Origin of the sequence: Pseudomonas danubii, from assembly GCF_042980055.1 — a bacterium.
GTDB lineage: Bacteria > Pseudomonadota > Gammaproteobacteria > Pseudomonadales > Pseudomonadaceae > Aquipseudomonas > Aquipseudomonas danubii.
In genome coordinates, this window is the sequence record NZ_CP116502.1 from 5,725,464 (window position 1) to 5,744,796 (window position 19,333).

A 19,333-nucleotide genomic window follows, 5' to 3' on the forward strand; every position below is an offset into this window, starting at 1 on the left:
CCATTTCCGGGAAGGGGCTGCGCCGTTGCACAGATCTGCCAACAGGCTGCGCGGATGCGCCGGGCAACGGCTTGATCATGGTCAAACAATGGACCCTTCAGGGACGGTGCGGCGACCGCGTGTCGCAAACCCGGCTTTCATGTGCGGTGGCGCGCCCCCAGGCACAGCAACAAGGCCGCCGCGCCGCACAGGCAAAGGCTCGGGCCCAGGGCCTGCCCCCAACCCACCAGCAGCAGGCCGGCGCCGATCAGCAGGTAATAGAACAAACCGAACCAGGCCCCGGCGCTGCCCAGCCGGTCGCTGTAGGCCGCCAGGGCCGAGCCGAGAATGTTCGGGATCGCCAGGCCAAAGCCCAGCACCACCCCGAGCATCGGCAGCACCAACCACAGGCTGTGCTGCAAGGCCAGGACCCCGCCACCTCCGGCCAACACCGCCAGGGCTGCCAATACCAGTAGCCGCTCGCTGCACCAGCCCCGGCCCAACAGCCGGCGATTGAGCCAGGCACCCAGGCCGGACCCCAGGGCCAGCAACGCGCCGCTGTAACCGAACCATTGCGCGCCCTGCCCCAGGCTACGGAACACAAAGGGCCCGAGGCTGTAATAGCTGAGCAAGGCCAGGTTGAACACCGCCACCAGCAGCGCCGAGCGCCAGATCGCGGGGTCCCGCAGCATCTGCCACAAGGTGCCGGCCAGGGGCGCCAGAGGCTGCGCAGGCGGACGGGTTTCCGGCAAGGCCCGGGCGCACCAGCCGAACAACGCCAGGGCCAGCAACAGCAACCCCGTCAGTGCGCCCTGATAGCCAAAAGCGCGGCTCAGGGCCGCTCCCGCGAACAGGCCGATAGCGGGACTGGCCGCCAGCACCATGCCCATCAGCGAGAACACCCGGATCAGTTCGCGGCCTTGGAACAGGTCCCGCAGCAGGGTCTGGGTCACCACCGAACCGGCAGCCACGCCCAGGGCCGCCAGGCCCTGGCACAGCAACAGCTGGGCAAAGCTGCGGGCCTGCAACTCCAGGACCAGCGCCAGGGCATACAGCGCCAGCCCGCCAAGCAAGGCCGGGCGCCGCCCCCAGCGATCGCTCAGGCGTCCCCAGAGCACCACCCCCGGCGCGAACCCCAGGATAAACACCGACAAACTCTGGGCCGCCTGCTGCGCCGGGACGCCAAAGGCCCGACCGATATCGGTCAGGGCCGGGCTGAAGAGGGTCTGGGCGATCTGCGGGAACATCAGCAGGGCCATGGCCAGGGGTAACAGGGAACGGGGACTCATCAGGTGGGTGCTCGGCAAAAAAAACATGCCGGCGATTCTAGGCAGGCGCGGCTGGCGTATTATCGCAACCTGGCCAATAAACAGCGGAAATCGGACAAAGATGGCATGGCTCGATCCCCAGGCACGCTTCGACCCGGACCCCTTCAGCGCACCGGTGATCGGCGTTGCCGCCACCCTCGGCGATCATGACTCCGGCCTGCACCGGCACCGTCGCGGGCAACTGCTGTACACCCGCCAGGGCTGCACCCGAATCACCCTCGCCGACCGCCTGTGCCTGCTGCCCCCCTCGCGGGCGGCCTGGATTCCCGGTGGGGTGAAGCACCGGGCGCAGATGCAACAAAGCGTGGATTACCGCTCGCTGTATTTCAGTGTCGAACTCAGTCCGCGCCTGCCGGCGGACGTGGCGGTGATCGATGTCAGTCCCCTGCTGCGCGCCGTGCTGGAACCCATGGCCCTGGCGGCGTTCGATTGCGACTGGAGCCAGGGCCGCTACCCACACCTGCTGGGCCTGTGCCTGGAGGAAATCGGCGCTGCGCTGCACCAGCCGCTGTCCTTGCCGCTGCCCCGGGACAAGCGCCTGCAGCCGCTGCTGGAAGACCTGCAGCACCTGCCACCGGAGCTAAAGGTGCTGGCCACCCGGGTCGGCGCCAGCAGCCGCACCATCGGCCGCATCTTTCAGCGCGAGACCGGCCTGGGTTACCAGCAATGGCGTCAGCAATGGCGGCTGATGCGCGCCATCGAGTTGCTGGCCACCGGCCGCAGCATCGGCTACACGGCCTTCGAACTGGGCTTTGCCAGTGACAGCATCTTTATCGCCTTCTTCAAGGCCATGACCGGCACCACGCCCCGGGCCTACTTCAAATGAGAAACCGCGACGGGGCACCTCAGGTGCGGCTGCGCAACCACTGCAGAAAGCCCTTCTTGGCCACAGGCTTGGGCGGCGACTGGGCCAGGCTCTGGGCAATGTGCTGGCGGAAGTCCAGCAGGGTCTTCATGGCGTCGCCGATGTCGTGACGGGCATCCAGGCAGGGTTTGAGGAACTCGTTGTCGATGCGGTACAGGCTGCAGAAGGTCTTGGCGGAAAACTCCGCGATCGTGGCCTGCTCGGCCACCACGCCCGCCTCGCCGATCACTTCACCCGGGCCCATGCGCCCGGCTTCGAAGGGCTTGCCGTCACGCTGCATGGTCACCGACACCACACCGGACTCGATGATGAACAGGTGATCGCTGACCGCCCCCGCCGGCAGGATGGTTTCGCCGGCACGGAAGGTCTGCAACTGCATGTTCTGGCTGAAGGTGTCCTTCTCTTCCTGCCGCAGGGTGGAAAAGATACTGGAGGCGTCCAGCAGCGCCCGAGGTCGGGACAGCGCCGGGTTCTGCACCGGCTCGTCACTGGACAGCAGGCTGATGCCGCTGGCCTGCAGATGACGGAAGGCCAAGTCGAACAGCTGGTTTCGCACTTCGCGCTTCTGCCCCATGGTGGCGACGAAGCCGCTGATCTCGTATTCCGCGCCGCTGCTGCCGGAGCTTTTCAGGGCCACGCTGGGGGCCGGGGTGCCGAGCAGGAAACGGCAGCCGAGCATGGCCCGCTCCAGGGCCTCGATGACCTTCTGCGGGCGAGCGTGGGGGCTGACCTGCACGCTGATGGATAAACCATAGATATCGCTGGGGCGGCTGAAGTTGGTGATCTTGGCCTTGGACGCCAGGGAGTTGGGGATCACCACCATGCTGCCCTGGGAGGTCTGCAGCCGGGTCGCCCGCCAATCGATGTCCACTACCCGGCCTTCGGTGCCGTCGATGGCGATCCAGTCATCGATCTGATAGGGCTTGGTGGTATTGAGGACCAGGCCGGAAAACAGGTCGCTGAGGGTGCTTTGCAGGGCCAGGCCGACGATGATTGCCAGCGCCCCGGAGGTGGCCAGTACGCCCTTGACCGGCAGGTCCAGCACGTAGGCCAGGGCGGCGATGATGGCGATCAGGAAGATCACCGCGCCCATCAAGTCCTGCAACAGCCGCCCGGTGTGACCGACCCGCTGCATCATCAGGGTGCCCAGCAACACCGTCAGGGTCCGGGCGCCGAACAGCCACCAGCCGATCTGCAAACCGGTGGCCGCCAGGTGCAACGGCACATCGTCCGGCCAGGGCGCCGTCTGCATGGGGCTCAGGCCCTGGTTGAACAGCATCAGGCTGTACAGGCAAAAGATCAGCACCCGCACCGCCAGCTTCCAGCGATCGCCCTGGGTACCGATCAGGTGCCACAGGGCAAGGTCCAGCAGCAACAGCGTCATCGCGGCCAACAGCAGGTGATCGGCGAATGGGGCAAGCATCGAGCAACTCCAGCAGGACAATGGCGGCAAGATCGCACGAAAGGTACAGGAGCAGGTATAGCCGGAAAGGCCCAGGGCGCGGAGCGCGGAGCCCGCCGCCAGCGCCAGACTGTGCCGCGCATGGCCAACACACAACCGACGGTGAGGGCATGCACGCCCTCACCGCCGGTTAGTTTTCGCAGGCTCCGGCGCTGGGCGGCCATCCGCCGCGCCAGGAGCTTATTTGCCCTGGGTCAGGGTGTTGTAGCTGGTCATCAGGTTGCGGTAGTCCGGGATGTGGTTGGAGAACAGGGTCGCCAGGCCTTCCACGTCGTTGCGCCAGTCGCGATGCAGCTCGCAGGCCAGGCCAAACCAGGTCATCAATTGCGCGCCAGCGTTGGACATGCGGTTCCAGGCCGAGTCGCGGGTCAGTGCATTGAAGGTGCCGGAGGCATCGGTGACCACAAAGACTTCAAAGCCTTCTTCCAGGGCCGAGAGCGCCGGGAACGCCACGCAGACTTCGGTGACCACCCCAGCAATGATCAGTTGTTTCTTGCCGGTGGCCTTGATCGCCTTGACGAAGTCTTCGTTGTCCCAGGCGTTGATCTGGCCGGGACGGGCAATGTACGGCGCGTCGGGAAACAGTGCCTTGAGCTCCGGCACCAGCGGGCCGTTGGGGCCGGTTTCGAAACTGGTGGTGAGGATGGTCGGCAGCTTGAAGTACTTGGCCAGGTCGGCCAGGGCCAGCACGTTGTTCTTGAAGCGATCAGGCTCGATATCGCGGACCAGCGACAGCAGGCCGGCCTGGTGATCAACCAGCAGAACAGCGGCATTTTCCTTGTCGAGACGTTTGTAGGCGTTAGTCATGGTAAGTCCTCGTTAATGATCGATGCCGGATAACCCGGCTGGGGTTAAACCCATGGCCGCGCCTGCTGCGTGAGGGCGGACATTGGGGGGTAGCGCGCGACTCGCAGAGCCTAGTCGGCCAAGCGCGCCGCGCCAGCGCTGCCGGTCAGTGACCGGTAGCGTCCATCTGGCCGAAGCGTCCCGATTGAAAATCGACGAAGGCCTGATGAATCTCCTCTTCGCTGTTCATCACGAACGGGCCGTGACCGACGATGGGCTCGTCGATGGGCTCGCCGCTGAGCAACAGCACAATCGCGTCGCTGTCGGCTTGCAGGCTGATCAGGTCGCCCTCGCGTTCCAACAGTGCCAACTGTCCTTGCGCGACCCGCTCCTGGCCATTGACCTGCACCGTGCCACGCAGCACCACCAAAGCGGTGTTGCGCCCCGGGTGCAGGGGCAGCTCCAGGTGTTTGCCGGCCAGCAGGCGCATGTCCCAGACGTCAATGGGGGTGAAGGTCCGCGCCGGGCCGCGCTGGCCGGCGAACTCACCAGCGATCAGGCGCAGGCTGCCGGCATGGCCGGGCAGCGGGAGCTGCGCAATATCCGCCGCGACGATGGTCTGGTAACCGGGGGCTGCGAGCTTGTCCTTCGCCGGCAGGTTGACCCACAGCTGGACCATTTCCAGATTGCCGCCACGCCGGGCGAAATCGGCGGAGTGGAACTCCTCGTGGAGAATCCCCGAAGCGGCGGTCATCCACTGCACGTCGCCCGGACCGATCTTGCCGCCGCTGCCGGTGGAATCACGGTGTTCCACTTCGCCGTCGTAGACGATGGTCACTGTCTCGAAGCCGCGATGGGGATGTTCACCGACCCCACGGCGGGTGCTGGTGGGGCTGAACTGGGCGGGGCCGGCGTGATCCAGCAGCAGGAACGGGCTGATGTGCTGACCCAGGTTGTCGTAGGAAAACAGGGTGCGGACCGGGAAGCCGTCACCGACCCAATGAGGCCGGGGGCTGGTGTAGATGCCGATGATGTTTTTCATGTCGTCCTCCAGAACTATCTGATGGACACACCTTAAAACTCACACCTTTGCCGCGCTAGACTGCAAAAATCGCCCTTAGCGTTCTATTTGGAGAACGATCTTGGAAGACCTGAACACCCTCTACTACTTCACCCAAGTGGTGGAGCACCGAGGATTCGCCGCCGCCGGGCGCGCCCTGGACATGCCCAAGTCCAAGCTCAGCCGACGGATTGCCCAGCTGGAGGAGCGCCTCGGCGTGCGCCTGATCCAGCGCACCAGCCGCCACTGTTCGCTGACCGAGATCGGCCAGGAGTATTACCAGCGCTGCCTGGCCATGCGGGTGGAAGCCGAGGGTGCGGCGGAAGTCATCGAACGCAATCGCTCCGAACCTCAAGGCCTGGTGCGCGTGGCCTGCCCCACGGCCCTGCTCAACTCCTGGGTCGGGCCGATGCTCACCCGTTTCATGCTCAAGTACCCCCTGGTCGAGCTGTTCATCGAAAGCACCAACCGCCGGGTCGACCTGATCCACGAGGGCTTCGACATTGCCCTGCGGGTGCGCTTCCCGCCCCTGGAAAACACCGATCTGGTGATGAAGGTACTGGGCAACAGCACCCAGAGCCTGGTCGGCCATCCGGACTTTCTCCAGCGCCTGTCGAGCCCGGCCACACCGGCGGATCTCAGTGGCCTGCCGAGCCTGCACTGGGGAGCGGCGCAACGCGATTACCAATGGCAGTTGCTGGGGCCTGACGGCGCCGAAGCCTTGATCCGCCATCGGCCGCGGATGGTCACCGACGACTTGCTGGCCCTGCGCCATGCGGTGCTGGCGGGCGTCGGCATCGCCCATCTGCCCAAGGTGGTGGTCCGCGAGGACCTGGACGCCGGGCGCCTGCTGGAACTGGTGCCCGGCTGGGCGCCGCGCTGCGGGATCGTCCACGCCATCTTCCCGTCACGCCGCGGTCTGCTGCCTTCGGTGCGCAGCCTGATCGACTTTCTCGGCGAGGAGTTCAGCCACAGCGACATGGCCTGAACCCGGCCTCGCCTGCTCAGCGACGCCTTGCCCGAAGCGCAACGTAAAACGGCATCCCCTGGGGATGCCGTTTTGCATAGAGCGCGGTTCAATCAATTGGCACTGACGCGCCAGCCGCCGTGCTGCAGTTCCGGCAGCCACTGAATGCCTGATCTGGCGCCCCTGAACACTGGGGGATCGATCTGCAGCATCAAGCGGCGGATCGCCTCGCTGTCAGGCAACTGGGCGCGGCTGGCCTGGATCCGGTGCCGCAGGCTGCTGGGGATGGGTGGAAAGCGCTGGCTGTCATAGATCAAGGCGTGACCGAGCTGAGGGTTGTCCAGGCAGAAGTCCAGAAGATCGAAACCGCTGTGGATGGCCAGGCTGCCGTTGATGATCAGCAGGTCGAACGGATCGCAGGCGTACTCCACCAGCGAAAGCAGCTCCTCCAGCGTGTGCACGGGGGCAATGCGGTAATAACTCAGTTGATTCAAGGTTCGTTCGATCTGCATCCGATGAAAATGTTGATCATCGGCAATCAGTATGCGCAGCGCTCTATTGGACATTTCTGGATCCTGCTTTTGAGACTACGACCGGCGGCTGCCGGCCTTTCCTCCTAGGTCGGTAGAAGGCTAGGGAAGTGCCTGTAGGTTTTCTCTAGGAGTATTCTGAAAACCATGTCCAGCGTGCTCTTGCCGTAGTTTTTTTCGGACAAGTCAGCTAGTGCACAAGCACAACCGCTAGCTCTTTCTAAGTCGCTGACTACCTTAATCGCCGCCCGTTTTTTTTAGCAGAGGGGTAGGAGACTGAAAGGTCTTGTTGTTTTGTAAGGCTTTTCCCAGAACCCACTACAGGTCTCTGAGAACAGCAAAAGACAACAGGCTAGCCATCATCGAGCCCCTATCACTCGGTGGTGCTCGGGCTCCAGAATGCCTGCTGCACCAGGGCCGAAGTGGACAGCCGCGCCACCAGCGCATCCAGTTCTTCACCGTCCACCGAGGTGCTGGCCAGAGTCGCCTCGATTTCCACTTCATCGTTGCCAAAAGCATGCACATCGACATCGCTGGCCGGGTAATTGCTGCGCGTCAGCTCGGCTTCCAGCAAGGCGAACACGGCCTTCTGGTTCGAACGCTGGGCAATGACGTAGACGATGTTGGTGACCTCGGCGGAGATCACGTCCAGTGGCTGGCGGTTGATGTTGTTGACGATGGGCCGCAACAGGGTATTGGCGGCCAGCACGAACAGGGTGCCCAGCAGGGCTTCGAGAACCAGATCGGCACCGGCACAGGCGCCCACCGCCGCCGAAGCCCAAAGGGTGGCGGCGGTGTTCAGCCCGCGGACGTTGCCCTCCTCGCGCATGATCACCCCGGCGCCGAGAAAGCCGATGCCCGACACCACGTAGGCCACCACCCGCACCGCGCCGTCGGCACCGCCCAGGCGGTTGGCCATGTCGACGAAAATCGCCGCGCCCACCGCCACCAGCACGTTGGTGCGCAAGCCCGCGGTGCGCTGCCGGTACTGGCGTTCAAAGCCGATCAGGCCACCAAGGATAAAAGCCGCGCTGAGGCTGACCAGGGTATCGATCAGCGAGTCCAGGTTGATGTTGTGCAGGGCCTGCATGGCGAAAATCCTCTTGGCGACTAGCGGCAAGCTACAAGCAGCAAGTTACAAGCAGTACGCCGCAAACCCGAAACTTGCCGCGGGCCACCACGACGCGGCAAGAGGAATCGAAAAGTTCTCAAGCCAAGGTTCAGGAACGCCTTCGCCGGCAAGCCGGCTCCTGCAAAAAACACCCGGGATAACCCCGAACGGCAGGAGCCGGCTTGCCGGCGAAGAGCTCTGCAAGAATGCCTTGGCGCCCGTCCGCGCAGGCCACGCAAGAGCGGCCGTGGCGCCGGTCAGCTGGCGGTGGCCAGCAGCAGGTCGCGGACCGAGCGGCTGTGACCGCGGGTCTTGCCATGTTCGTACAGCGAGTCGGCAATCTCCTGGGCACGAATCGGCAGCACCGACAGCAAGGTGTCGCTTAGGCCATGGCTGGCCTGGCTGAAGCCCTGCATGTAAATACCGGCCTTGCAGCGTTCGTCGGTGATCACCCGATAGTTGCGGTCCACTTCGAAGTCGCCCAGGTATTCCTGCAGAGGCGCCAGCAACTGCCGATGCATCTGGCGCTCATAACCGGTGGCCAGCACTACCGCGTCGTAGTGTTCAGTGGTGCAGGCGCCGGTGGCATTGTTGCGCAGCACCAACTCGATGCCTTGATCGGTAGCCACGGCTTTTTCCACCAGGGTCAGGGTGCGGAATGCGTGACGGGCGATCCCCGAGACTTTCTGGCGATAGAAGATCCCGTAGATGCGTTCGATCAGGTCGATGTCCACCACCGAATAGTTGGTGTTGTGGTACTCGTTGACCAGGCGCTCACGTTCACTGCTGGCTTGCTGGAACACCAGGTCGGTGAACTCGGGCGAGAACACTTCGTTGACAAAGGGACTGTCGTCGGCTGGCTTGAGTGCCGAGCCACGGATCATCATGTCCACCTGCACCGACGGGAAACTGTCATTCAGATCAATGAAGGCCTCCGCCGCACTCTGACCGCCACCAATGATGGCGATTTTCATCTTCTTGCCGGCGACACAAGGTTGTTCAGCCATGCGCTCCAGGTACTGAGAATGGTGGAACACCCGAGGGTCGCCCTTGAGCGCCTTGAAGGTCTCGGGAATCCGCGGTGTTCCACCGGCGCTGACCACCACCGAGTGAGTGCTGCGGATGAACTCTTCCCCCTGGGCATTGCGCGAGATGACCCGCAGCGCCTCGACGTGCTGGTTGTGCAGCAGCGGCTCGATGGCCAGAACCTCCTCGCCGTAGCGGCTCTGGTCCTTGAATTGAGCGGCGACCCAGCGCAGATAGTCGTTGAACTCCATGCGGCACGGATAAAAGGTCCCGAGGTTGATGAAGTCCACCAGGCGTCCATGGTGCTTGAGGTAGTTGACGAACGAGTAAGGGCTGGTGGGGTTGCGCAGGGTGACCAGGTCCTTGAGGAAGGAAATCTGCAGTTCACTCTGGGTCACCAGGGTATTGCCGTGCCAGCGATAATCGGCCTGTTTGTCGAGAAACAGCACGTCCAGAGGACCCTGAACCTGGCCGCGCTCCTCCAGCGCAATGGCCAGCGCCAGGTTCGAGGGACCAAAACCGATACCAATCAAATCGTGAACGATGGCCGATGCCATTGCCTGTGTCATGTCCAGTGTCCTCTGGAGAAGCCCCTCAACGCGGGGAATTACGCCGGTGACCTGGCCGGCCCCTGAGGGCCAACAGGTCGTCTGTTGAGTAGGAACGAGGACGATGAAAAAAAATTTAACCCACTGCCCCGGCGGTCCGGCAAACAAAAGTCAGCCGCCACTACACCAGGCTCAGTGCCGCCAGCGTGCGCCGCTGGTCACTGAGCTTCCCACTGACGCAGGCGCACCCGGCAATGCTTCATGGCATTGACGATGTGTTTTTCCACCAGGCTGCGGGAAATGCCCAGATGCTCGGCAATCTGCACATGGGACAGACCTTCAAGCTTGCGCAGCAGAAAACTCTCGCGGCACAGCCGGGGCAGTTCCGCCAGGGCTCGCTGGAGCATCTCCAGGCGCTGCCCCTGATCCAGGCTCGCCTGCGGTGACGGACTGAAGCAGTGCTCTTGCTGGTCGAGTGCTTCCAGGGGTTCGGATTGACGCAGCTGGTTACGCCGATGGTCGTCGATCACCAGATTCAGCGCCGTGCGATAAAGGAAGGCCCGCGGCTGCTCGATGGGAGGAGCGCTGGGGCGCTCCAGCACCCGCACAAAGGCGTCATGGGCAACGTCCTCGGCGACCTGGCGGTTGCCAAGCCTGGCGTTGAGGAAGCCCATCAGCTCGCGGTAGTAACTTTCCAACATGACTCCCGACCCAGGTGGGTGATTTCTGTCCTTGAACAAGATCCGTGGCAAGGGGACTGATCCAGTCATTCAATGATGGCAGTTTAGGAGCGACGTAATTTATAGTAATTCTCATATAGATTTAAAGTACTGCTGCTGCGATACGCTGATATTTCGTGTTCAAGCAGCTGTAACCCCATGTGTCGGGAGTTAAATTCCCCCACGCGCTTCTCGTTTACCTGACAGCTCCCCGTATCTGCCGCCCCGACGGCAGCGCCCGGCCTTGCCTCATGAAGCAGCAACGGCTGGATGACGGGCCGATTTCCCCTGGCCGGAACCCTGCATGAAACGTCCCCGACATACCCGACGCGCCCTGCTTGCAGCACTCTGCTTGATTCCCGTTGTAGCCATCACTGCCTGGACCTTCATTCCCCCTGGACGCGATCAGTTCGCGACGGTGCAAGTCAGCCGTGGCGATATCGAAAGCAGCGTCACCGCCCTGGGCACCCTGCAGCCCCGACGCTATGTCGACGTCGGCGCCCAGGCCTCCGGGCAGATCCGCAAGATCCACGTCGAGGCCGGCGACACCGTCAAGGAAGGCCAATTGCTGGTGGAGATCGACCCCGCCACCCAGCAGGCCAAGCTCGACGCCAGCCGTTTCGCCATCGAGAACCTGCAGGCCCAGTTGCAGGAGCAGTACGCCCAGAACCAGCTGGCCCGGCAGAAATACCAGCGCCAGCAGAACCTGGCAGCCGGCGGCGCCACTCGCGAAGAGGACGTACAGACCGCCCAGGCCGAACTCAAGGCCACCCAGGCGCGCATCGACATGTACAAGGCGCAGATCCGCCAGGCCCAAGCCAGTTTGCGCAGCGACCAGGCGGAGCTGGGCTATACGCGCATCTACGCCCCCATGTCCGGCACCGTGGTGGCGGTGGATGCCCGCGAAGGCCAGACCCTCAATGCCCAGCAGCAAACGCCGCTGATCCTGCGCATCGCCAAACTCTCGCCCATGACCGTCTGGGCCGAAGTCTCGGAAGCCGATATCGGCCACGTCAAACCCGGCATGCAGGCCTACTTCACCACCCTGAGCGGTGGCAACCGGCGCTGGACCAGCACCGTGCGGCAGATCCTGCCCATTCCGCCCAAGCCGCTGAACGAAACCAGCCAGGGCAGCGGCAGCCCCACCAGCACCAGCAAGAGCGGCAGCGGTCGGGTGGTGCTCTACACCGTGCTGCTGGACGTGGACAACGCCGACAATGCGCTGATGGCGGAAATGACCACCCAGGTGTTTTTCGTCGCCAACCAGGCAAAAAATGTCCTCACCGCCCCCATCGCCGCCCTGCAGGGCAGTACTGAGCCGGACCTGCAGATTGCCCGGGTGGTGGCCAAGAACGGTTCGATCGACGAGCGCAAGGTCCGGGTCGGTATCAGTGACCGCCTGCGCATCCAGATCCTCGACGGCTTGAACGAGGGTGATCACCTGCTGATCGGCCCGGCCAACAGCAGCGAGGGTTGAATGCAGACTCCGCTGATCGACCTCAGAGACATCCGCAAATCCTATGGCGGCGGCGACAGCCCACAAGTCGATGTCCTGCGCGGCATCGACCTGTCGATCCACGCTGGGGAATTCGTCGCCATCGTCGGCGCCTCGGGCTCCGGCAAGTCGACCCTGATGAACATCCTCGGCTGCCTGGATCGCCCCACGTCCGGCGAGTACCTGTTTGCCGGAGAGAACGTCGCCCAGCTCGACAGCGACGAACTGGCCTGGCTGCGCCGCGAAGCCTTTGGCTTCGTGTTCCAGGGCTACCACCTGATCCCCTCGGCCTCGGCCCAGGAAAACGTCGAGATGCCGGCCATCTACGCCGGCACCCCGACCGCCGAACGCCACGCCCGCGCCGCCGCCCTGCTGGAGCGCCTGGGCCTGGCCAGTCGCAGCGGTAACCGCCCGCATCAACTGTCCGGCGGTCAGCAGCAACGGGTGTCCATCGCCCGCGCCCTGATGAACGGCGGCCACATCATCCTCGCCGACGAACCCACCGGCGCCCTGGACAGCCACAGCGGCGCCGAAGTCATGGCCCTGCTGGACGAACTGGCCAGCCAGGGCCACGTGGTGATCCTCATCACCCACGACCGTGAAGTGGCGGCCCGGGCCAAGCGCATCATTGAGATCCGCGACGGCGAAATCATCAGCGACACTGCCCACCACGACCCGTCGGTGCAACTGAGCGCCAACGCCGGCGCCCTGCAGGCAGTGGACCTGCGCCAGCGCCTGGCCGACGGCAGCGAAGCCACCGGCGCCTGGAAAGGCGAGCTGCTGGAAGCGGTGCAGGCCGCCTGGCGGGTGATGTGGATCAACCGCTTCCGCACCGCCCTGACCCTGCTGGGGATCGTCATTGGCGTCGCTTCGGTGGTGGTGATGCTGGCGGTGGGCGAAGGCAGCAAGCGCCAGGTGATGGCGCAGATGGGCGCCTTCGGCTCGAACATCCTTTACCTCAGCGGACACGCGCCCAACCCGCGCGCACCGCAAGGCGTCATCAGCCTCGACGACGTCGCCGCCGTGGCCACCCTGCCCCAGGTCAAGCGCATCATGCCGGTCAATGGATCGGAAGCCGTGGTGCGTTTCGGCAATGCCGATCACATGAGCTACGTAGGGGGCAACGACACCAACTTCCCGCACATTTTCAACTGGCCGGTGGTCGAAGGCAGCTACTTCACCGAGGCCGACGAACGAGCCGGCGCCGCGGTCGCGGTGATCGGCAAGAAGGTCCGGGAAAAACTGCTCAAGGACGTTGCCAACCCCATCGGCCAGTACATCCTGATCGAAAACGCCCCCTTCCAGGTGGTCGGCGTACTGATGGGCAAAGGCGCCAGCTCCGGCGACCAGGACAGCGACGATCGCATCGCAGTGCCCTACTCCGCCGCCAGCACCCGCCTGTTCGGCAGTCGCAATCCGGAGTACGTGGCCATCGCCGCGGCGGACGCCAGCAAGGTCAAGGAAGCCGAGCAAGCCATCGACCAACTGATGCTGCGCCTGCACAACGGCAAGCGCGACTATGAGCTGACCAACAACGCGGCGATGATCCAGGCCGAGGCCCGCACCCAGAACACCCTGTCCCTGATGCTCGGCGCCATTGCCGCGATCTCGCTGCTGGTGGGCGGTATCGGGGTGATGAACATCATGCTCATGACCGTGCGCGAACGCACCCGGGAGATCGGCATCCGCATGGCCACCGGCGCTCGCCAGCGCGACATCCTGCGCCAGTTCCTCACCGAAGCGGTGATGCTCTCGGTGGTCGGCGGCCTGACCGGCATCGCCCTGGCACTGCTGATCGGTGGCGTACTGATCCTCAGTGAAGTGGCGATCGCCTTCTCCCTGGTCGCCGTCCTCGGCGCCTTCGGCTGCGCCCTGGTCACCGGCGTCATCTTCGGCTTCATGCCGGCCCGCAAAGCTGCCCGGCTCGACCCGGTCACGGCCCTTACCAGTGAATGATCGATCGATGAAAACACCCCTGAGCCTTCTGGCCGCCTGCATCCTGCTGGCCGCCTGCAGCAGCCCCGCACCGCGCCCGGACAGCGGCCTGCAAGCACCCGCCACCTGGCAAACAGCCACCCCCCCCGCCGCCCAGGCCGACAACCGGCAATGGTGGAGCCAGTTCGCCAGCCCGGACCTGGACCGCCTGATCGCCCAGGCCCGCGATGGCAGCTTCGACCTCGCCGCGGCCATGGCGCGGGTACGCCAGGCCCAGACCAGCGCCGTGATCGCCGGCGCGCCACTGCTGCCCGAGCTCAAGGGCGGGCTCAACGCCAACCGGCAGAAACTGCTGCGCGGCAAGGGCTACAGCAAGTTGGACGCCACCAGCGACAACCAGGCCGTGGACTATTTCGACGCCAGCCTCAGCGCCAGCTACGAGATCGACTTCTGGGGCGGCCGCCACGCCGCCCGCGACAGCGCCCTGCTGGGGGTCAAGGCCAGCGAGTTCGACCGGGCCACCGTGGAACTGACCCTGCTCAGCGGCGTCGCCAACAGCTACACCCAGGCCCTGGCGCTGAGCGAACAAAGCCGGATCGCCCAGCTGAATCTGGACAACGCCCTGAACGTGCTCAAGCTGGTGCAGACCCGCTACGACTCGGGCTCGGCCACCGCCCTGGAACTGGCCCAGCAACGCAGCCTGGTCGCCGCCCAGCAACGCCAGTTGCCCCTGGCGCAGCAACAGGCCGAGGAAGCCCGGATCACCCTCGCCGCCCTGCTCGGGCAACCGGTGCAGGCGCTCAACCTGGGTCACCAGGACTTCGCCCAACTGCAATGGCCGAGCATCAATGCCGGCGTCCCCAGCGACCTGCTGACCCGGCGCCCGGACATTGCCAGTGCTGAGGCCAAACTGGCCGCAGCCCAGGCCGACGTCAAAGTGGCGCGGGCGGCCATGTTGCCCAGCGTGACCCTGAGCGCCAGCCTCGGCTCCGGTGCCAGCCACGCCCCGGATCTGCTGCGCAGTCCCTTCTACAACCTCGGCGCCGGGCTGGTGGCGCCGATCTTCAACGCCGGACGCCTGAGCGCCGAACGGGACAAAGCCACGGCCCGCCAAGAAGAACTGCTGGAAAGCTATCGGGGGGCGATCATCAATGGTTTTGCCGATGTGGAAAAAGCCCTCAACAGCATTCGCGGCCTGGACCAGCAACGCCAGTGGCAGAGCGAGGAGTTGAATCAGGCGCAACGGGCCTTCGAGATTGCCCAGAGCCGCTACCAGGCAGGCGCCGAAGACCTGCTGACCGTGCTGGAAACCCAGCGCACCCTGTACGCCGCCCAGGATCAGAACGTGCAACTGCGGCTGTCACGGCTGCAGTCGAGCATTGCCCTGTACAAGGCCCTGGGCGGCGGCTGGAATCAATGAATCACCAAAGTCTCGCATGGCCGGCGGTATCACCACTGGCCATCGTCGCAGCGACGGCCAGGGCGCTGATGACCTAGAATCGTCCGACCACCCACAGACGCGAGCAACGCCCCCACCATGCCCCTCGGAACCGAGCTGGACGCCTCCCTGGCAGACGTACTGTCGATGCTGAAAAGAGCATTCCCGAACGGAGTCAGCCCAACCGATTACCGCCCTCTTCTGGCAGCGCTATATGAACATCTGTCAGATCGAAACCTGGCGAATGTCATCTCACAGCTCACCCACAAGGATCCGGATCTGGTCCTCAACGAGATCTACGAGGCCGTGACCAGCAAGAAACCGAAAGCTCAGGAGATAGCATCGCTAACTCGGCTCCTGAACCATCACGGAGCGTCTGAAACACTGGCCGACACCTGATGCCTCGCCCCTCAAGAAGACCTGGACAATGAACTTCAGTGAATTTGAACAACTGCTGAATGCCAAGAAGAACCTCCATCCGATCTGGTTTGAGCTCCCTTCGGACAGCGCCGCCACCGAGGAGGACATCACCGAGGCTCAAAATGACCTGGCGCTGCGACTTCCTGTCGAGTACCGCCAGTTCCTGCTGAAGCATGGGGGCGGCTACTTTGCCTTGGGAATCGTCTACTCACTGGACAGAGACAGCGATTTCAACCTGGCCAGAATCAATCGACAACACCCACTGACTGGCAAGTGACATCTGTTGTTTTCAGAGAACGGCTGCGGCGACTTCTACGGATTCCGGATTGAAAATAACCAATGCCTGGCAGAGGTGTGCTTCTTCGATCATGAAACCCAGGCATGGCAGCAGACTGGATATCCAGAACTGTTCAGCTTCCTGGCCGAGGTGGCCCTTTCGATCTGAACACCCCTAGCAACGACCTCCAGATTCGAAGTTCACAATCAGTCCGGCGCCGCTATAGCAGCCGCTGCCTGACCTTCAGATGCCGCGCATACCAGGGCCGGCGCGGCACCTTGCGCAGCAGATCGGCCAACTGCTTTTCATCCTCGATAAAGGTGATGCGCAGGGCCAGCTTCATGGTTTCCGGGTCCATCTCCACGGTCTTTCCGGTCTGCAATCCGGGGATGGTGCTGCAACCGTGGGTCACCGGCCCCAGCCAGGGGTCGCCGGCCTCGACCCAGCGCCCCGGGGCGAACCAGGGCACGCCATTGACTTCCAGGCGTTTGAGCTCGCCGGGATGGAAACGCTCGTGGGCGCGGAACCAGTCCTCCAGGCGGTCGTCGATCCAGCCATGGAAACGCCAGAACACCGGGCTGACATGGGACGAAAACGGATCGCCGAGAAAGTCGTTTTCCGGCTGGTACCAACGCGGGGAAAAGTCCGCCGGATCGCGGGCCATGGGCACCGGTGCACCGCTGGAAGGATCACGCGGCACCGAGGCCCAGCGCATGTGCAGCCAGTCGTGCAGGCCCAGTTCAATCTCCGAGCCGAACTGCCCCAGGGTCAGGTTCGCCAGGTAGCGCGGGTTGCGGTACTGCGACTCCCAGACCTGGAAATTGCTGTGGTAGGTCTCGCCGGCCTTGATGTCGCTGACCCACTGGCTGTAGTCGTCATCGTCATCAGCCAGCCACGCCGGCGGCAGGGAACCGCCGTCATGGTTGTCGAAATAGCGGGCGAAACCCAGGCGATCCCGCAGCAGTTCCGGCTGCGGCAGGGGGAAATGCTGCCAGGACGGCAAGTCCTGCATGGAACGCGCCGTGCCTAGCATGTGCCGGTGCATGAAGAAGAAATCGATGCCCGAGCCATTGCGATCCTTCTTCGGACCGCGCGCATCGCGCTCCTGCCCCCGGGGACCGGGCTGCCAGCCGATGCCGCGCAGGGCGTCACGCTTCTCTTCGGACAGCCGGTGCCACTTGTCCCGGGTCGCGTGCCACAGCTGGTGGAACAACCGATGCTCGGGCGACACCAGCCAGGCCTGCAGCGTCGGGTTCAGGCCGATACGCTGGCGAGCCTCGGGAAACATCTGCTTGGTGGCGACAAAGCGGTTGTCCAAGGCGGGCAGCGCCAGGGGCCGGTCCAGGCGCTCGACACGGCCGCTCAGGGTGCCGCTGCCGGCGTTGGCGAAATCGGCCCAGACTTCATCCAGGCTCATCTTGAACTCATAAGTGGCGGCACCGTCCACCGCCGTGGCAGGAATCAACCGCCAGTACATTTCACCCGGCTGTGGGCTCACCAGGTCGGCAACGATCCGGTAGCGCGGCTCGGCGGCGCCGCGCAGGCCCTCGGCGGTGTCCAGGTAACCGCGCAGGCCACGCCCGCGCTGGGCGATGTCGAGAAACACTTCCAAGTCCTGGCGCCCCAAGCCATCGAGCCCGGCATCGGCACCTTCAAAGCGAATGCTCCAGATGCCCCGCAACTGGTCCGCCAGGCGTTGCCCGGTGGTATCCGCCAGCTCCACTGTGGCCTCGCCCGGGGTGATCGGGAATTCCTCACGCGTCAACTCGCGATGCACATAAAACGCCGCCGGCACTGCAGCGCCAGTCAGCGCCAAGCCCGCCATGAACCCTCGTCGAGAAATCGTCATTGCCCTACCTGTGTCAGCCCTGATGCAGGCTTTATCCAAGCTAGAACGTTTATTGCCCACGGAAATTTACCGCCCGCGCAGGGGGCTTAAATTTCTTCGTCACTGGCTCGTTCTTCCCAGATAGCAAAGGCCCCTGTGCCTGCACCTTGACGGCGAATCCGACTGAGATGGCAATGACAAAACCACGTTCGAAGAAGGCTCTTTACATCGGCCTGCCGCTGGCCCTGGCGATTGGCGCCGGCGCCGGCTTCCTGGCCTGGGACTACTGGTTCAGGGACAACCCCGGCTATCCGGTCAAGGTGATGAAGCAGGCAGAAGAACTGCAGGAGCGCATCCTCTCCTTCGACAGCCACATTACCGTGCCCCTGGATTTCGGCAGTGCCGGCAACGAGGCCGACAAGGACGGCAGCGGCCAGTTCGACCTGGCCAAGGCCGGACGCGGGCGCCTGTCCGGCGCAGCCCTGACGATCTTTGGCTGGCCGGAAATCTGGAACGGCGCAAATGCCCCTCATCGCCCAACGGCGGGCTTTGTCGACGCCGCGCGCAACGAGCAGGAAGCGCGCTACAAGATCCTCACCGGCATGGTCCGCGACTTCCCCAACCAGGTGGCCATTGCCCACACCCCGGAAGAGTTCCGCCGCCTCAACGGCGAAGGCAAGTTCGCGGTGTTCCTCAGCATGCTCAACGCCTACCCCCTGGGCACCGATCTCGACCAGCTCGATCTCTGGGCGGCCCGGGGCATGCGCATGTTCGGTTTCAGCTACGTGGGCAACAACGCCTGGTCCGATTCCTCGCGGCCACTGCCGTTCTTCAACGACACCCCGGATGCCCTGGGCGGGCTGTCCGACCTGGGCCGGCAGGCCGTGCGCCGGCTCAACGACCTGGGGGTGATCATCGATGTTTCGCAGATGTCGACCAAGGCCCTGGAGCAGGTCAGCCAGCTCAGCCGCGCGCCCTTCGTCGCCTCGCACTCGGCGCCCCGGGCCCTGGTGGATATCCCGCGCAACCTCAGCGACAAGGAAATGCAGCTGATCAAGGACAGCGGCGGCGTGGTGCAGATCGTCGGTTTCCCCACCTACCTGCGCCCCCTGAGCCAAGCGACCCGGGACAAGCTCAACGCCCTGCGCGCGCGTTTCGACCTGCAACCCTTGACCGGGCTGGAAATGGCCCTGATGCCCGGCGACGCCATCATCACCGTGTGGCCCGAACAGCGTTTCGGCGAATACGCCGGCGAGCTGTACAGCATTGTCGAAGCGGAACCCAAGGCCACCCTCAAGGACTTCGGCGACGCCATCGATTACGCCGTGAAGAAGATCGGCATCGACCACGTCGGCATCAGTTCGGACTTCAACGACGGCGGCGGCCTGGACGGCTGGAAGGATGTCAGCGAGGGCCGCAACGTCACCGCCGAACTGCTGCAGCGCGGCTACAGCGAAGCAGATATCGCCAAGCTCTGGGGCGGCAACTTCCTGCGGGTCTGGGAGCAGGTGCAGAAATCCGCCAAGCCCCTGGCCAATCGCTGATCCCCCCTTTTGCCA

General features: G+C 64.2%; 18 protein-coding genes. 9 read left to right on the plus strand and 9 right to left on the minus strand.

Annotated elements, in window-relative coordinates; translation table 11 throughout:
* Positions 1 to 137: 137 nt before the first annotated feature.
* On the minus strand, positions 138 to 1,268 hold the full coding sequence (locus PFZ56_RS25710; protein ID WP_170004342.1) for an MFS transporter: 1,131 nt from the start codon (positions 1,266 to 1,268) through the stop codon (positions 138 to 140).
* Between the two features lie 100 nt (positions 1,269 to 1,368).
* Between PFZ56_RS25710 and PFZ56_RS25715 the strand changes: the two genes are divergently transcribed.
* On the plus strand, positions 1,369 to 2,133 hold the full coding sequence (locus PFZ56_RS25715) for a helix-turn-helix transcriptional regulator (RefSeq protein ID WP_170004340.1): 765 nt from the start codon (positions 1,369 to 1,371) through the stop codon (positions 2,131 to 2,133).
* 19 nt (positions 2,134 to 2,152) lie between these two features.
* Here PFZ56_RS25715 and PFZ56_RS25720 read toward each other — a convergent pair whose 3' ends face one another.
* The 3 genes from PFZ56_RS25720 to PFZ56_RS25730 form a co-directional block, all read right to left on the minus strand.
* Positions 2,153 to 3,595: a mechanosensitive ion channel family protein gene (locus PFZ56_RS25720; protein WP_102880159.1), complete on the minus strand. Its 1,443-nt coding sequence runs from the start codon at positions 3,593 to 3,595 to the stop codon at positions 2,153 to 2,155.
* 219 nt (positions 3,596 to 3,814) lie between these two features.
* The gene (ycaC, locus tag PFZ56_RS25725; RefSeq protein WP_060840265.1) at positions 3,815 to 4,441 is read right to left on the minus strand and encodes an isochorismate family cysteine hydrolase YcaC; all 627 of its coding nucleotides are present in this window, start codon (positions 4,439 to 4,441) and stop codon (positions 3,815 to 3,817) included.
* A 145-nt stretch (positions 4,442 to 4,586) separates the two neighbouring features.
* On the minus strand, positions 4,587 to 5,462 hold the full coding sequence (locus PFZ56_RS25730; RefSeq protein ID WP_170004338.1) for a pirin family protein: 876 nt from the start codon (positions 5,460 to 5,462) through the stop codon (positions 4,587 to 4,589).
* Positions 5,463 to 5,559: 97 nt separating this feature from the next.
* On the opposite strand from PFZ56_RS25730, the gene PFZ56_RS25735 reads away from it, so the two are divergent.
* Positions 5,560 to 6,468: a LysR family transcriptional regulator gene (locus PFZ56_RS25735; RefSeq protein ID WP_102861746.1), complete on the plus strand. Its 909-nt coding sequence runs from the start codon at positions 5,560 to 5,562 to the stop codon at positions 6,466 to 6,468.
* 92 nt (positions 6,469 to 6,560) lie between these two features.
* Here PFZ56_RS25735 and PFZ56_RS25740 read toward each other — a convergent pair whose 3' ends face one another.
* The 4 genes from PFZ56_RS25740 to PFZ56_RS25755 all read right to left on the minus strand — a co-directional run bounded on the left by PFZ56_RS25740 (position 6,561) and on the right by PFZ56_RS25755 (position 10,363).
* Positions 6,561 to 7,013 (minus strand): response regulator, encoded by a 453-nt coding sequence (locus tag PFZ56_RS25740; RefSeq protein ID WP_102880156.1) that lies wholly within the window; start codon positions 7,011 to 7,013, stop codon positions 6,561 to 6,563.
* A gap of 337 nt (positions 7,014 to 7,350) precedes the next feature.
* Positions 7,351 to 8,067, minus strand: a complete 717-nt coding sequence (locus tag PFZ56_RS25745; RefSeq protein ID WP_102880155.1) for an MgtC/SapB family protein — start codon at positions 8,065 to 8,067, stop codon at positions 7,351 to 7,353.
* A 278-nt stretch (positions 8,068 to 8,345) separates the two neighbouring features.
* On the minus strand, positions 8,346 to 9,683 hold the full coding sequence (locus tag PFZ56_RS25750; RefSeq protein WP_170004336.1) for a lysine N(6)-hydroxylase/L-ornithine N(5)-oxygenase family protein: 1,338 nt from the start codon (positions 9,681 to 9,683) through the stop codon (positions 8,346 to 8,348).
* Positions 9,684 to 9,880: 197 nt separating this feature from the next.
* Entirely contained in the window at positions 9,881 to 10,363 is a 483-nt protein-coding gene (locus PFZ56_RS25755; protein ID WP_102880153.1) for a sigma-70 family RNA polymerase sigma factor, read from the minus strand.
* Positions 10,364 to 10,685: 322 nt separating this feature from the next.
* Here PFZ56_RS25755 and PFZ56_RS25760 point away from each other — a divergent pair, with 322 nt between their 5' ends.
* The 6 genes from PFZ56_RS25760 (at position 10,686) to PFZ56_RS25785 (ending at position 16,114) form a co-directional block, all read left to right on the plus strand.
* Positions 10,686 to 11,858 (plus strand): efflux RND transporter periplasmic adaptor subunit, encoded by a 1,173-nt coding sequence (locus tag PFZ56_RS25760; protein WP_102880152.1) that lies wholly within the window; start codon positions 10,686 to 10,688, stop codon positions 11,856 to 11,858.
* Positions 11,859 to 13,832, plus strand: a complete 1,974-nt coding sequence (locus tag PFZ56_RS25765) for a MacB family efflux pump subunit (protein WP_170004334.1) — start codon at positions 11,859 to 11,861, stop codon at positions 13,830 to 13,832.
* Positions 13,833 to 13,839: 7 nt separating this feature from the next.
* Entirely contained in the window at positions 13,840 to 15,231 is a 1,392-nt protein-coding gene (locus tag PFZ56_RS25770) for an efflux transporter outer membrane subunit (RefSeq protein ID WP_110653645.1), read from the plus strand.
* A gap of 117 nt (positions 15,232 to 15,348) precedes the next feature.
* The gene (locus tag PFZ56_RS25775) at positions 15,349 to 15,648 is read left to right on the plus strand and encodes a DUF3349 domain-containing protein (RefSeq protein ID WP_170004332.1); all 300 of its coding nucleotides are present in this window, start codon (positions 15,349 to 15,351) and stop codon (positions 15,646 to 15,648) included.
* A gap of 28 nt (positions 15,649 to 15,676) precedes the next feature.
* Positions 15,677 to 15,946, plus strand: a complete 270-nt coding sequence (locus tag PFZ56_RS25780) for an SMI1/KNR4 family protein (RefSeq protein WP_262379871.1) — start codon at positions 15,677 to 15,679, stop codon at positions 15,944 to 15,946.
* A gap of 6 nt (positions 15,947 to 15,952) precedes the next feature.
* Positions 15,953 to 16,114, plus strand: coding sequence for a hypothetical protein (locus tag PFZ56_RS25785; RefSeq protein WP_296408211.1), 162 nt, complete (start codon positions 15,953 to 15,955; stop codon positions 16,112 to 16,114).
* Positions 16,115 to 16,166: 52 nt separating this feature from the next.
* Here the strand turns inward: PFZ56_RS25785 and PFZ56_RS25790 are convergent, their stop codons facing one another.
* Positions 16,167 to 17,795 carry a PvdJ/PvdD/PvdP-like protein gene (locus PFZ56_RS25790; protein ID WP_170004330.1) on the minus strand — a complete coding sequence of 543 codons (1,629 nt, stop codon included), beginning with the start codon at positions 17,793 to 17,795 and terminating at the stop codon, positions 16,167 to 16,169.
* A gap of 173 nt (positions 17,796 to 17,968) precedes the next feature.
* Between PFZ56_RS25790 and pvdM the strand changes: the two genes are divergently transcribed.
* The gene (pvdM, locus tag PFZ56_RS25795; protein ID WP_110653648.1) at positions 17,969 to 19,318 is read left to right on the plus strand and encodes a pyoverdine-tailoring dipeptidase-like protein PvdM; all 1,350 of its coding nucleotides are present in this window, start codon (positions 17,969 to 17,971) and stop codon (positions 19,316 to 19,318) included.
* Positions 19,319 to 19,333 lie beyond the last annotated feature (15 nt).